This window comes from Nostoc sp. C96, assembly GCF_059384975.1.
Genome location: NZ_CM182020.1, coordinates 6,255,600 through 6,270,252, shown reverse-complemented (window position 1 = coordinate 6,270,252; position 14,653 = coordinate 6,255,600). Strand labels below are relative to the sequence as shown.

At 42.6% G+C, this 14,653-nt stretch carries 12 protein-coding genes and 1 pseudogene; 11 read left to right on the top strand and 2 right to left on the bottom strand.

The window, feature by feature from the left end; genetic code table 11:
• On the bottom strand, positions 1–1,104 hold the full coding sequence (locus AC504W_RS26700; protein ID WP_494875235.1) for a sensor histidine kinase: 1,104 nt from the start codon (positions 1,102–1,104) through the stop codon (positions 1–3).
• A gap of 271 nt (positions 1,105–1,375) precedes the next feature.
• Between AC504W_RS26700 and kdpA the strand changes: the two genes are divergently transcribed.
• From kdpA to kdpC, 4 genes are read left to right on the top strand one after another with little or no spacing between them, the layout of a single operon-like run.
• Positions 1,376–3,121 carry a potassium-transporting ATPase subunit KdpA gene (gene kdpA / locus AC504W_RS26695; protein ID WP_494879482.1) on the top strand — a complete coding sequence of 582 codons (1,746 nt, stop codon included), beginning with the start codon at positions 1,376–1,378 and terminating at the stop codon, positions 3,119–3,121.
• A 52-nt stretch (positions 3,122–3,173) separates the two neighbouring features.
• Positions 3,174–5,306 carry a potassium-transporting ATPase subunit KdpB gene (kdpB, locus tag AC504W_RS26690; RefSeq protein ID WP_494875233.1) on the top strand — a complete coding sequence of 711 codons (2,133 nt, stop codon included), beginning with the start codon at positions 3,174–3,176 and terminating at the stop codon, positions 5,304–5,306.
• A 22-nt stretch (positions 5,307–5,328) separates the two neighbouring features.
• Positions 5,329–5,580, top strand: a complete 252-nt coding sequence (locus AC504W_RS26685; RefSeq protein WP_494875232.1) for a potassium-transporting ATPase subunit F — start codon at positions 5,329–5,331, stop codon at positions 5,578–5,580.
• Positions 5,580–6,188, top strand: coding sequence for a K(+)-transporting ATPase subunit C (gene kdpC / locus AC504W_RS26680; protein WP_494875230.1), 609 nt, complete (start codon positions 5,580–5,582; stop codon positions 6,186–6,188). Before AC504W_RS26685 ends, kdpC begins: the two co-directional genes overlap by 1 nt.
• Before the next feature lie 93 nt (positions 6,189–6,281).
• On the opposite strand, the gene AC504W_RS26675 is transcribed toward kdpC, so the two are convergent.
• Positions 6,282–7,322, bottom strand: a complete 1,041-nt coding sequence (locus AC504W_RS26675) for a ribonuclease T2 family protein (RefSeq protein ID WP_494875228.1) — start codon at positions 7,320–7,322, stop codon at positions 6,282–6,284.
• Positions 7,323–7,509: 187 nt separating this feature from the next.
• On the opposite strand from AC504W_RS26675, the gene AC504W_RS26670 reads away from it, so the two are divergent.
• The 7 genes and pseudogenes from AC504W_RS26670 (at position 7,510) to AC504W_RS26640 (ending at position 14,627) form a co-directional block, all read left to right on the top strand.
• Positions 7,510–9,456, top strand: coding sequence for an APC family permease (locus AC504W_RS26670; protein WP_494878783.1), 1,947 nt, complete (start codon positions 7,510–7,512; stop codon positions 9,454–9,456).
• A 132-nt stretch (positions 9,457–9,588) separates the two neighbouring features.
• On the top strand, positions 9,589–10,251 hold the full coding sequence (locus AC504W_RS26665; RefSeq protein ID WP_494875227.1) for a CAP domain-containing protein: 663 nt from the start codon (positions 9,589–9,591) through the stop codon (positions 10,249–10,251).
• A gap of 296 nt (positions 10,252–10,547) precedes the next feature.
• Positions 10,548–11,714 (top strand): pyridoxal phosphate-dependent aminotransferase, encoded by a 1,167-nt coding sequence (locus tag AC504W_RS26660; protein ID WP_494875226.1) that lies wholly within the window; start codon positions 10,548–10,550, stop codon positions 11,712–11,714.
• A 154-nt stretch (positions 11,715–11,868) separates the two neighbouring features.
• Positions 11,869–11,952, top strand: a pseudogene (locus AC504W_RS26655) (Mo-dependent nitrogenase C-terminal domain-containing protein); the annotation flags it as partial.
• Between the two features lie 165 nt (positions 11,953–12,117).
• Positions 12,118–12,792 carry a response regulator transcription factor gene (locus AC504W_RS26650; protein ID WP_096581516.1) on the top strand — a complete coding sequence of 225 codons (675 nt, stop codon included), beginning with the start codon at positions 12,118–12,120 and terminating at the stop codon, positions 12,790–12,792.
• A 172-nt stretch (positions 12,793–12,964) separates the two neighbouring features.
• Entirely contained in the window at positions 12,965–13,165 is a 201-nt protein-coding gene (locus AC504W_RS26645) for a hypothetical protein (protein ID WP_494878782.1), read from the top strand.
• Between the two features lie 223 nt (positions 13,166–13,388).
• Positions 13,389–14,627 (top strand): GNAT family N-acetyltransferase, encoded by a 1,239-nt coding sequence (locus tag AC504W_RS26640; protein ID WP_494875224.1) that lies wholly within the window; start codon positions 13,389–13,391, stop codon positions 14,625–14,627.
• The last annotated feature ends 26 nt before the right edge of the window (positions 14,628–14,653 follow it).

The following is a 14,653-nucleotide window of genomic DNA, read 5'->3' as shown; positions in this document are numbered from 1 at the left end:
TCACGCAGTTGGCGGAGATGGAAATGGATAAACAGGTAGTCTAAAAGCAAACACAGCACCAGTCGGCACTTTGTTCTCTGCCCAGATTATACCCCCGTGGGCTTCAATAATTTGCCGAGATAAATAAAGCCCTAAACCTGAACCTTTAGCTTGACGGGCGCTATGACCTTGATAAAATCTTTCAAATAAGTGAGAAAATTGTTCTGGTTGAATACCTGCACCTGTATCTAAAATTTTCACAACTTGATAAGAAGTTTGCGGTTCTAAAAAAACTTCCACCTTCCCACCACGGCGGGAATGATTAATAGCATTCACTAACAGATTATTAAACACCCGATGCAGTTGCAACGCATCACCATACACCCACAATGATTGTCGCCAATTAGAATCGCCATAACCGACCGACAGATGAACACGACGATTTGCAGCTAATTCCATCAAATCACCAGTCGCCTCTTCCGCCAAAATAGTTAAATCGACTGGTGCTAAGTCCAGCTTTAAACCTTCGGTATCGTTGCGATAAACATCTAAAAGTGTTTCTACCAGTTGTAAAGAAGTTTCATGACTCCGCGCCATTGTCGATAAGACTTGTTGTTGCATTGGTACAACTGGGCCAAATTTTTCTTGTTGAAAAGCTTTGATAGTTTCAATCGCCCCTAACAACGGTGTTTTTAAATCATGGGTAAGAGTAGAAGCAAAATCTTCTCGTACCTTGACCAATTCCGCTTGCGATTCTAACTTAGCGCGAGTTACTGCGATCGCCTCTTGAGAACGACGCAGGCGATCGCTTAAAATACCAGTCACAATTAACGCCATCACCGCAATTAAGCGACTGGCTACCGTTGAGACTTTCACTAATTCATTTCCAGGTACAACCAAATTCAACAGTGTCAAACACACCGCCACCACAGTTGCTAAAAAAGTTGCCCTTCCACCAAACCAATAGTTTGTTAATAAGATTGCACCTATATAAAGATATCCAAACACATATTCAGTTGGTGTTTTAAACTCCATCACTATCACACCAATAAACAGACCGAATATGATGATAAATCTGCCAAATCGTGAGTTATTAGCTAGTATTTTTTCGGTAAATAACCTCATTTAATTTAAGTAAGATTCTCTAAAATTATATTTAATATACTAAAACTATAGAGGTTTATATCCCCGACTTCTTTAAGAAGTTGGGGATCTGATTTGTTGTTTCAACTCGGCGTTTAGTTAGCTACTAAACGCTAGATATAGAAAAAATAAACGCTGTATATTTCAAAAATATGTATAAATTTATATCTTCTATCTCTTGTTTTTGCCTGATAAAAAATCGATGATCTAAATTAATCCCAGTAATTACAAACTGTCTAAATAATTAATATTTATGCTCCAAGGATGGATTCAAATTGGACTAACGCTACTGATTGTAGTAGCCATAACTCCATTTTTTGGGCGATATCTGGCGCGTGTTTACCAAGAACGCAGCACATTTCTCGACCCTATTTTAAACCCAATTGAACGTATACTTTACACTTTAGTTGGAGTACAAACTAAAGCAGAGATGACAGGTTGGCAATACACCAGAGCCATTCTCTACAGCAATATCGTCATGGGTTTGCTGATATTTTTGATTATTATGAATCAAGGATGGCTACCCTTTAACCCAACTAAAATCCCTGCACCAACTTGGGATACAGCCCTACACACAACAATTTCCTTTATTACTAACACCAACCAACAACATTATTCTGGTGAAACATATCTGAGTTACGCCAGTCAAATGTGGGGACTTGGTTATCACATGTTCACCTCAGCTGCCACTGGTTTAGCAGTGGGCATTGCTTTTATTCGTGGGTTAACTGGGAGACCATTAGGTAACTTTTATGTAGATTTGATTCGCTCAATTACACGAGTTTTATTACCTATTTGTATTGTTGGTGGAATTGCATTGATGGCGGCTGGTGTTCCCGAAACCTTAGCAGGGCCAGTTGTATTCCCCACCTTAGAAGATTCTAATATCAGTCAAGCGATCGCCCTTGGCCCTGTTGCCCATTTTGAAATCATCAAACAACTCGGAGAAAACGGCGGCGGCTTTTTTGCCATCAACTCAGCCCATCCCTTAGAAAATCCCAACGGATTTTCTAACTTAATTCAAATTGTAGCGATGTTGTCAATTCCCACATCGTTGATTTATACCTACGGCTTATTTGCCAATAACACCAAACAAGCTTGGTTAGTCTACGGGATGGTGGGCGTAATTTACATCGTATTTATTATCCTCACCGCTATTGATGAATATAACGGCAACCCAGCAGTCAACGCACTGTTAGGTAGTAACCAACCCAACTTAGAAGGTAAAGAAGTCCGGTTTGGTTGGGTGCAATCAGCCTTATTTGCCGTCAGTACCACCGGAACCATGTGCGGCGCAGTCAACAGTTTACACGACTCCTTCATGCCCAACGGTGGTTTTGTCACCCTCTCCAATATGTTTTTACAAATCATCTGGGGTGGACAAGGTACAGGTACAGCTTATTTATTTGCCTACCTCATCTTGGCAGTATTCGTCACAGGCTTAATGGTAGGACGCACACCAGAATTTCTCGGACGCAAAATCGAAAAGCGCGAGGTAGTACTAGCGAGTTTCTTGATTCTCCTAGTTCACCCCATCTCCATTATGATTCCGGCTGGTATTACTTTAGCCTTCCCCGAACAACTAGCAGGAATCAGTAATCCTGGCTTTCATGGCTTTGCCCAAGTCCTTTACGAATATGCTTCGGCTGCGGCTAACAACGGTTCAGGCTTTGAAGGCTTAGGCGACTCCCAACCATCACCCATCGCCATTGCAGCAGGGGCAAAAACCAGCGTCACCGCCCTCTGGTGGAACCTCAGTACTTGCTTCAGCCTCCTCGCCGGACGCTATATCCCCATCATCGGCTTACTCTTACTCGCCGATAGTATGTCTCGCAAACCCCAAGTCCCCTTCACAGTTGGCACATTACGCACCGACACCGGACTGTTTACAGGCGTAACCGCAGGCGTAATTTTAATTCTCGGCGCACTGACATTCTTTCCCGTCCTCGCCTTCGACCCCATCGGGGAAGCCTTCTGGATAGCCAAAGGCATCGGCTAACTCAATACTCCTTTGCGCCTCCGCGTCTCTGCGTGAAAAAATTCCTCTTTCTATGAAAACCAACACAACACCTCGTCTTCCTCAAGGAATCCGTGACTCGCGCAAACATACCCCCAAAGCAGATATGCGGGGACTCTACCAAAGAGCGATTAAAGAGTCATTTGTCAAACTCCACCCAAAAATAGCTGTCCGTAACCCAGTCATGTTTATCGTCTGGGTAGGAACAATTGTTACCTTTCTCGTCACCCTCGACCCCAATTTATTCGGCACAATTCAAGCAAATGTTAACCAACAACGCTTATTAAACGGGTTAATTACACTGATCTTGTTTTTCACCGTTGTGTTTGCCAACTTTGCCGAAGCCGTGGCTGAAGGACGCGGTAAAGCCCAGGCTGATTCCTTACGTTCCACCCGTTCTGATACCGTTGCCAATAAAATCCTCCCTGATGGTTCAATTCAAACAGTCAATTCTACAGAACTGCGACGCGGCGATTTAGTCAAAGTAGTAGCTAACAACATGATTCCCGCCGATGGGGAAGTGATTCAAGGGATTGGTTCTGTAGATGAGTCAGCAATTACGGGAGAATCAGCCCCGGTACTCAAACAACCAGGTACAGATATTGCCAGTTCCGTTACAGGCGGTACGCGCTTACTTTCTGATGAATTAACAATTCGGATTACTGCTGATCCTGGTAAGGGCTTTATCGATCGCATGATTGCCTTGGTAGAAGGCGCGGAACGCACCAAAACACCCAACGAAATTGCCTTAACAGTATTGTTAGCAGTGTTAACCCAAGTCTTTTTAATTGTCGTGGCAACCATGCCGCCCTTTGTTAACTTTATTGCTAACTTTATCAGTACGATATTTGGCACAGAAGCCGGCAATAGCTTACGGGCGGGTGCGAGTGTGGCGATTTTGATTTCCTTGCTGGTTGCTTTGATACCAACAACCATCGGTGGTTTGCTGAGTGCGATCGGGATTGCCGGGATGGATAGAGTAGCGCAATTTAATGTGATTGCCACCTCTGGACGCGCCGTTGAAGCCTGTGGTGATATCAATACCCTAGTGCTAGATAAAACAGGCACAATCACCTTGGGCAACCGGATGGCGGATGAGTTTATCCCTGTTAATAGTTACACCATCGAAGATGTCGCCAGAGTTGCCCGTGCTGCCAGTGTATTTGATGAAACACCAGAAGGTAGATCAATTATCAAACTGGCAGATACTTATCACGTTGGTGTAGATTTCGATATCAACCAAGCAGAAGGTGTAGAATTTTCTGCCAAAACCCGGATGAGTGGGACAAATCTCCCCAACAGTAAACAAGTCCGTAAAGGGGCGGTAGATGCAATTAAAAGCTTTGTTCGCTCTCGTGGAGGCCATGTTGCTAGTGATGTTGATGCAGCATACCAGCGAGTTTCGCGGTTAGGCGGTACACCCTTAGCCGTGTGTCAAGATGACCAAATTTTCGGAGTTATCTATCTCAAAGATATTGTTAAACCCGGTTTGCGTGAAAGATTCGACCAACTCCGGCGGATGGGTGTCAAGACAATTATGCTCACAGGTGATAACCGCATTACGGCTGGTGTGATTGCTCAAGAAGCAGGTGTTGATGATTTTATCGCTGAAGCCACACCAGAAGACAAAATTGGTGTAATTCGCGCCGAACAATCTCAAGGTAAATTGGTAGCGATGACCGGAGATGGTACTAATGATGCACCCGCATTAGCCCAAGCTAACGTGGGTTTAGCAATGAACTCTGGGACACAAGCTGCTAAAGAAGCCGCTAATATGGTGGATTTAGATTCTGACCCCACCAAGTTAATTGATTTGGTCACTATTGGTAAACAGTTACTTATTACCCGTGGGGCGTTAACTACTTTTTCTATTGCTAACGATATTGCTAAGTATTTCGCCATTATTCCCACTATCTTTGCGGCGGCGGGAATTGGCGCACTCAACATTATGGGACTGAAAAGCGCCCAATCAGCAATTATCTCAGCCCTAATTTACAACGCCTTAATTATTCCGGTACTGATTCCGTTAGCACTGACGGGAGTCAAATTCCGTCCCTTGACAGCAGATCAATTATTAAGACGCAACATTTTCATTTATGGTTTGGGCGGAATTCTTGCACCATTTATTGCCATCAAATTAATTGATGTCATCTTACCTTTGTCTTAGTTTTTCACCACTCACAACTTTTATGAAATCTTTTCGTTTGCCTCAAATATTGGCAGAAATAATTGATTTTACTGCTGATTACCGCATTCCAAAACTACCTTTGTATATCTTTCTGGGAATGTGTTTCAACCTTTTGGTTGCACCTGTTGTTTATGCTGCTACTGGAGAAAGTTTTTCCCATGTTCAAGCTTGGTCATTAGGTCTATTAGGGTTAGTAACTTTAAGCCTTTCTACTTATTTATTTTTTGTTATGTTTGTTCCGGAGAAATTCTAATGAGTTTTGCACGCGAAGTTAACCGAGCCATTCGTTCTACTTTAGTTCTTTGGGTAATTGGCGCTATTATTTATCCCTTTGTAATGATCGGTATTGGACAGATTATTTTGCCATTTCAAGTAAACGGTAGTCTGATTAAAAATAGCCAAGGTCAAGTGATTGGCTCTAGTTTAATTGGTCAACCTTTCACTTCCGAAAGATACTTTAATAGTCGTCCTAGTACCACCAGTTACAGTACTGCTGACCCGAAAAAAGATGAGGCGGGAGTTTTAAAAACTGGGGTTTCCGGTGCGAGTAATTTAGCCCCAAGTAATTCAGCATTAATAGAACGTATTAAAGGCGATGTAAATCGACTTACAACAGGAGATATCCAACCTACCGCTGATTTAGTTTACACCTCTGCTTCTAGCCTTGATCCTCACATTACCCCCAAAACTGCCAGAGGGCAAGTTAATCATGTCGCCAAGGCGCGAGGACTCCAACCGCAGCAACTGGAAAGTTTGATTGCACAAAATACTGATGGTCGCTTTCTGGGTATTTTTGGTGAACCGGGAGTTAATGTGTTGAAATTAAATTTAGCGTTGGATGCGTTGAAGTCAGCAAGTTAGCCAGAATTTTATATCAAAATATTTTTTTGATTGGGCGATCGCATCACACATAGCGATCGCCTTTATCTTTTATACTTAACCCAACAACTTTAATTAATTACGCGCATCATCAATTAAGCAAGACTTGAACTTCTCAAGTTTGGCTTTTGGGCTATTGGTTAACAAGTCACTAATTAAAGTGTTAGGGGTAATATCGCCTCTGAGGTTAACCCAAAGTTCACCTAATACTGCATTGGTGCATTTGACTTCTATCTTGTCCCCAGCATTCACACCCAAAGACGACAAGGCCTGATCAATATCTTTGAGAGTAACTTGGCGACCAATACTACTAGCTACTAATGCTTGAATGGGAGATTTGTTCAAGGCATCGATTAGGGCAATGGATTCAGTAAAATATTCCTCTGGTGTACCTTGATAGCAAGTACCATGCTTAATCCATTCATGCCTTTGCAAATTGGAAGCAGTTCCCGGCATCACAACTTGTAGTTTTGCCCAAGTTTCAGGTGAAAGTTCTGTCTCTACCGCTGGCAACTTTGACCAAGCACTGGCTTTATCAAAGGTGATGTCACTCTGACTGACTCCACAATAAATATTAGATTCCGGCTGAGGCCACAAACCATGTAAAGCGAAATTAGTAGCTTCGGGACGGTTGGGATTTTTCGCTAAATTTTTGCACTCAGTTTTTTCAGGTTTAGACTCACAGAAGGCTGGTTGCCAACTTACCGCTAGTAAATAGTCATTACCTACAGCTACAGGAATTACAGGCGGTATCTTTCCTGTGGTATCAGTAGGCAAACCATCGGCACTAACGCAACTAGTAGGAACCCAACGCCGAGAAGGGCTGGCACTGGCAATTTCTAGCAGGTAGTGAGAAGGGTTATCTTTATTTTGACCAACGATTTGATAAGTCTGTCCCGGCTGTAACCTGACATTGCCGGGGTTTGTGCCTTTTTTAATGGAGATTACGGCTTCACAAGCACCAACAGCGGTGGTGAATTGGCTGTCTGTGGGAACCAAAGCAAAAGCATGATGAGGCCATAGGATCAAGGAAAACGCTAATAAGATAACTAATGCCAACTTTTGTTTGAGCGATCGCAGCATAAAATACTCCTTATATCTATACCTAATATCCATACACAAGTCATACTTTTCCTGATTTTTGTCAGGACTTGGTTTATGGGAATCAATATTTGGGGAAAATTTCTAATGTAAAAACTTGTTGTTCTTTATTCCGTGAGTGGATTTGTAGTTCAAAATTTTGAATAAAACTACCAAACTCAAAGCACTCACACCAGCGACTTTTATAACAAAATCGGATTTGATGGCTAAATCAATGTTCTCAACAAAACGGCTCAGTAGACGGTTTATGCGCTGGTTACTGGCAGAAAACCGCCGCGAAAAGGAAGGGCCTTACCAGAAGGAAGAAGCACACCGCCAGCATCCTTGGTGGCAAGTTATGTGCTTAACTGGTGTAGATTATTTTTCTACTCTAGGCTATCAACCGGGAATTGCAGCATTGGCAGCAGGTGCGCTTTCGCCTATTGCTACACTGATTTTGGTTTTATTAACGCTCTTTGGTGCATTGCCCATTTACCGCCGTATTGCTGCTAAAAGTCCACATGGTGAAGGTTCTATTGCTATGTTGGAGCATTTGCTGTCTTGGTGGCAAGGCAAATTACTGGTATTGTGTCTACTTGGGTTTGTGGCAACTGACTTTATTATTACTATTACTCTGTCTGCGGCTGATGCCACAGCCCATATCATTGAAAATCCGCTGACACCAAGTCTGCTGCACAGTCAAAGCATTGCTATTACTTTAATGTTAATTGCTTTACTCGGTGTAGTTTTCTTGAGAGGCTTTAAAGAAGCAATTGGGATTGCGGTATTTTTAGTGGCAGTTTATCTGCTGTTGAATTTGGTTGTCATTAGCATTGGGTTATATCATATTGCAATTAATCCAGGTGCGATCGCAAATTGGCAAACAGCACTTTTCGCCCGTCATCCCAATTTCTTTGTTCTCATCGGTTTGGCTATCCTATTATTTCCCAAATTGGCATTAGGCTTATCAGGATTTGAGACTGGTGTAACTGTTATGCCTCTAGTTCAAGGTAGCAGTAGCGATACCCCAGAAATGCCCAGAGGAAGAGTGCGGAATACCCGCAAGCTACTAACTGCTGCGGCTGTAATTATGAGCTTCTTTTTACTAACCAGCAGTTTTGTCACTACTCTGTTAATTCCTGCCACAGAATTTGCCACAGGTGGTAAAGCCAATGGCCGCGCCCTTGCTTATCTGGCACATCTGTATTTAGGTAATGGCTTCGGCACCATTTATGATTTAAGCACCATTTCTATTTTGTGGTTTGCTGGTGCATCAGCAATGGCAGGGCTACTAAATATTGTGCCTCGTTACTTACCACGTTATGGCATGGCACCGAGTTGGGCGTTATTAACCAGACCCTTAGTCTTGGTTTATATCACTATTGCCTTTGTGGTGACAGTGATTTTCCAGGCAAATGTAGAAGCACAGGGTGGCGCTTATGCAACAGGTGTATTGGTATTAATAAGTTCTGCCGCCTTTGCTGTTACTTTATCAGCCCATCGTCAAAATTCTTCAAAGGGAAGATTCATTTTTGCACTGATAACACTGGTCTTTATCTATACGACAATTGTCAATATTATTGAGAGACCAGAAGGGATTAAAATCGCCGCGTTCTTTATTGGTGCAATTATTTGTACTTCCCTAGTTTCCCGCGTCTGGCGCTCCACAGAACTGCGAGTAGAGCAAATAGAAGTTGATGAAAATGCCCGCCAATTCATTGCTGAAGAAAGCCAAGGTGCAATCCGCATCATTGCTAATCGGTTAAATGAAGGTAATGAACAAGAATATTTGTTAAAGGAAAAAGAGGTACGGGAAGATAACCATATTCCGCCGACAGATCCAGTGATCTTTCTAGAAATTTTGATATCTGATGCGTCAGATTTTACTGATGTGATTCGAGTCAAAGGTGTACAAGTTGGTGATTATCGAATTTTGCGGGCTGAAAGTGCCGCAGTACCTAATGCGATCGCCGCTTTGCTACTGTATATTCGTGACCAAACTGGTAAAATTCCTCATGCCTACTTTGGCTGGGTGGAAGGAAATCCCATCCAATATTTACTGCGGTTTATCTTATTTGGTGAAGGTGATATTGCTGTAGTTACCCGTGAAGTACTGCGTCGCGCCGAAAAAAATCCTCAGAGGCGACCAGGAATCCATGTCGGTGGTTGAGAAATCATAGAGGCGTTGCCTTGCAGCGTCTCTATCAAGGTTAAACAAGTGCTAAATTTTTACGTAATTAGTTAGTACGCAGATGTAAAACTAGTTTAGTGGTTTGTGCATCCCTAACCTTGAATCAAGACAATGGATACAAAGAGCAAAGTCAACATTTGGTGGAGATACGTTGTTTTATTTACGGTAGTTTTAGCATTTAGGCCAACTACCTATTTCATCCACCAGGCTTTGCGGGGACACCCAGTGGATATTAATTATTTTTGGACAGAACTTTCTCCCTTTGGACTGCTAAAACAAGGTCTTTATAACGGGAATGGTGGCGCTGATTGGAAAATTGGCCAGCCAAAAGTTACCATTTGGAATGCCCAACAGTTGCGTGATGAGCCAGAGTTAAGACAGTTTGCCTTAGAGTTGGTAAATCGCGATCGCACTCTTAATAATTTAAAACCACTAAAAGCCGACTCATTACTTTCATTAGCCGCACAACTCCACGCCCAAGATATGCTGGAGCAGCAATATTTTAATCATATTTCCCTAGATGGAAAAAATCCCCGCGATCGCTATATTGCCGTTGGCGGTAATCGGCGTGTCGGAGTTGGCGAAAATATTATTCAAGATAGTGTCCAAGGTTTAGGATTAACTTACGGCACAGTCGAAAATTTTCAACGCAGTTGGATGTACAGCAACAACCACCGCACCAACCTCCTCACCCGTGAATACAAAAAATTTGGTTATGGTATAGCAGTCGGTAAAACTGGCCAAATTTATGCAGTGCAAATGTTTAGTGATTAAGTTTCGCTAGTAAACAAAAATACTCTGCGTAACTTTGTCTGGAAAAGTTTGCTCAACGGGAGGAACCCCCCGAACTTTGCTCAACGCGGGGAACCCGCGCACGCAAGTTCTCTCCGCACGCAACTTTTCGCTGCGTTGACCTCAGCTATCCTCTGCGTTAAAACAATGGCGTAATTGATTACCCTAAAAACTGCTTCACACTGCCAGATGCAAAGGAATTCACCAAAAGACAAAACTCGGTAGAGTTTCTGGGATATCCTAAGATAAGTGAGAGATTTGCCAAAGAATAAGTAAGAATGAAACTGGCAGCAAGAGTAAGTCAGGTAAAACCTTCTTTAACCTTAGCGATCGCAGCTAAAGCTAAGGCCATGAAGGCAGAAGGTATAGATGTTTGTAGTTTTAGCGCTGGCGAACCAGATTTTGACACCCCAGCGCACATTAAAGCCGCAGCAGCAAAAGCTTTGGAAGAAGGCAAAACCAAGTATGGCCCCGCAGCTGGAGAACCAAAGTTAAGGGAAGCGATCGCCCAGAAGCTGAAAACTGATAACGGTTTAGATTACAAAGCAGAAAATGTCATCGTCACCAATGGCGGTAAACATTCTTTGTACAACTTGATCTTGGCACTCATCGATCCAGGTGATGAGGTAATTATTCCGGCTCCCTATTGGCTGAGTTATCCCGAAATGGTAACTTTGGCAGGTGGTGTATCAGTAATTGTCAACACTGATGTTTCCACAGGCTATAAAATTACACCGGAACAACTGCGCCAAGCCATTACCCCCAAAACTAAGTTATTTGTCCTCAATTCTCCATCTAACCCCACAGGGATGGTATACACGCCAGAGGAAATTAAAGCTTTGGCGCAAGTAGTAGTTGATGCAGATATCTATGTAGTTTCCGATGAGATTTACGAAAAAATTCTCTACGACGGTGCAGAACACATTAGTATTGGTTCTCTCGGTCAAGAAATTTTTGAACGTACCTTTATTAGTAACGGCTTTGCTAAAGCTTACTCTATGACAGGTTGGCGCTTGGGTTACTTAGCTGGGCCAATAGAAATTATTAAAGCCGCCAATTCCATACAAGGGCATAGTACATCTAATGTTTGTACCTTTGCTCAATATGGGGCGATCGCAGCCTTACAAGAATCTCAAGACTGTGTAGCCGAAATGCTGGCAGCTTTCACCAAACGGCGACAAGTTATGCTAGAGAGAATCAACGCCATTCCTGGACTGAATTGTCCCAAACCAGATGGTGCTTTTTATCTGTTTCCCGACATCAGCAAAACCGGACTGAAATCCTTAGACTTTTGCAACGCTTTGATTGAAGAACATCAAGTTGCAGTCATTCCTGGAATTGCCTTTGGTGCAGATAATAACATTCGTCTTTCCTACGCCACTGATTTAACCACAATCGAAAAGGGATTGGATAGGTTAGAAAAATTTGTGCGGACTCACATTTAGAGTTGTCATTTGTTATTCGACATCTTTGAAAATTAAATGTGCGTTTCTTAGAACCCTTGTAGAGATGTTTCATAGAACGTCTCTACAATCTTTTCCAGATATGTCTATTAAATTACATCGGCGGTTAAACATTCTTATCTGAACCTTATTGTTTTATCAGCCACTAGTAAGTCTGCGTTTTCGAGCGCTGTGTTATCTTACTGATGAATGTGGTGAAGATGTAACTGTTTATTGTTAAACTTTGAAAGTCACAAACAGCAGCTATCGGTAATTACAGACGCACACTTGTTATCTGATTCAATCTATACTAAGCTATTTTAGAACTAATTAGATATGTGTCGAACTGGTTCTCAGTCTGTATCAATTACTGCCTTACCTTGCTGAAATCATTAAAATCATCAATATGACACACATCTTACTTGTAGAAGATGAGGTCAAACTGGCGCGATTTATCGAATTGGAACTGAATTACGAAGGTTATCAAGTCAGTGTCGCCTACGATGGATTAACTGCGCTTACTGCGGCGCGGGAATTACATCCAGATTTAGTTATTTTAGATTGGATGTTACCTGGGTTATCAGGATTAGAAATTTGCCGTCGCCTACGGAGTACTGGTGATAAAGTCCCAGTAATATTATTAACTGCTAAAGATGAAGTCAGCGATCGCGTTGCCGGTTTAGATGCTGGTGCTGATGATTATGTAGTAAAACCGTTTAGCGTTGAAGAACTCTTAGCCAGAGTCCGCGCTCATCTGCGTCGCAATCAAGAAGCAGACGCAGCCGATATCTTAGAATTTGAAGATCTCAGCTTAAATCGCCGGACTAGAGAAGTTTATCGCGGTGACAGATTAATTGAATTAACCGCCAAAGAATTTGACTTGCTCGATTATTTACTTTCTCATCCCCGACAGGTAATTACCCGCGATCGCATTTTAGAAGAAGTCTGGGGTTACGACTTCATGGGCGATTCCAACATTATCGAAGTTTATGTCCGTTACTTGCGCCTCAAACTCGAAATCAATCAAGAAAAGCGCCTGATTCAAACCGTCCGCGGTGTTGGCTACGTCTTACGCGAGTAAATGAAGTATGAAGTGTGAAGCATGAAATATGAAGGGTTGTAAAGTAAACCCTAACCTGTGACCTCATTGCAAACAACCGTTAAACTTCATTGCAAAATAAAAAGGTAATCCGAGCAACATGATAAGTTTTGATGATGTGAAGCAACAGCGCTATAAGGAGAACACAGTGGCAATGGAATCCAACTTACTCACGGGCAAAGCTGTACAAAACGAAGATTTTAGCGAATATGTCGCCCACTTACAGCTGCACATGACTCTACAAGCTCGCAATCTGGTTCCAACCCTCCAACATACCGTAGAAGATAGTAGACAACAACTCCTCCATCAAACCCAAGCCAACTTTGAAAAGTTAATTTCTCGGCAAGGTTTGTAAATATAGGAAATTTAACTAAAAGTCAAATAAAATAAAAGCAGGTATTGTTGGGTTAACGCCTATAGCGCACTCATCAAATCTGCTTTTTTTGCTTTTTTAAATATTTAATCACCAAAATCAACCTTTTGAAGCAATAGCCCACAACGGAAAGCCGTTAAAATTATTATTGCATCAGTTCCACCCAAGAGCAGTTAGTTAAGGCTACATGGCCGCTTGAACCAAAATGACTTCATTACTTCCTCGAAATCTCAGCGTTGTCATCCGGCCAGTCCACTTTCGGGATCTGGATGGAATTGAGCGATTAACTCAAGAGTCATTCACCGCAATGACTCCTAACGAGTCTAGTTGTGCCAACCATCAGATGCAATCGCTGCGTCGCTGGTATGGATTACTCAAATTTTTGAGTTGGTTTCCTAATCCCCTACAGTATCGTTTCTGTGCATTCGTAGCTGAACAGGGACGGATGCTTTTAGGCATGATTCAGGTGTCACCATTTAACCGCACCCGTAGTACTTGGCGCATTGATCGGGTGCTGCTAGATCGCACCGCGGATAAGCAAGGAATTGGCTCACAATTGTTGCGTCACTGTTTTGAGTCGATTTTAGAAGCTCGGACTTGGTTATTAGAAGTAAATATTAATGATGTCGATGCCCTTGCACTGTATCGGCAAAATGGATTTCAACGTCTAGCAGAAATTACATACTGGAAAATTGAAGCTGATTTACTAGCGGAATTAGCACAAGCAGAACCAGATTTACCTAACTTGCTCCCAGTCAGTAACGCAGATGCTCAGTTGCTCTATCAACTAGATACAGCATCTATGCCGCCTTTAGTGCGTCAGGTATTTGACCGCAACACCCGCGATTTTAAAACTAGCTTGTTCGGAGCCTTAACTGATGCAGTCAAGCAGTGGATAACCAAAACTGAAGTTGTCAGTGGTTATGTGTTTGAACCTCAACGCAAAGCCGCAATTGGCTATTTTCAAGTGCAGCTTGACCGCAAAGGTGAAACTCCTCATGTAGCTACGCTGACAGTTCATCCTGCATACACTTGGTTGTATCCAGAATTGCTGTCGCAATTGGCGCGGATAGCACAAGACTTTCCCCAACAGGGTTTGCGGCTGGCTTCTTTAGACTACCAGCCAGAACGAGAAGAATATTTAGAACGGATTGGTGCGAAACGCACTGAACACACTTTGATCATGTCTCGCTCAGTGTGGCACAAACTCCGAGAATCAAAATTTGTCTCCCTAGAAGGCATTCAATGGACTGATGTACTGCAAGGTTTGCAACCAGCACGTAAGCCAATTCCAGGTGGTATGTCTTGGGTAAAAACAGTACAGCCACAATCCTCAGATATACCAGTGCCAAATAAATCAGAGTCTATTACCTTTAAGTGCAACAACTGTAACATTGAAGCCTCTTGCCAAAATGAATCTGTAGATGGTCAGCAGGAAAAGTAGTGAAATCAACAGGATAGTAAAGAAAG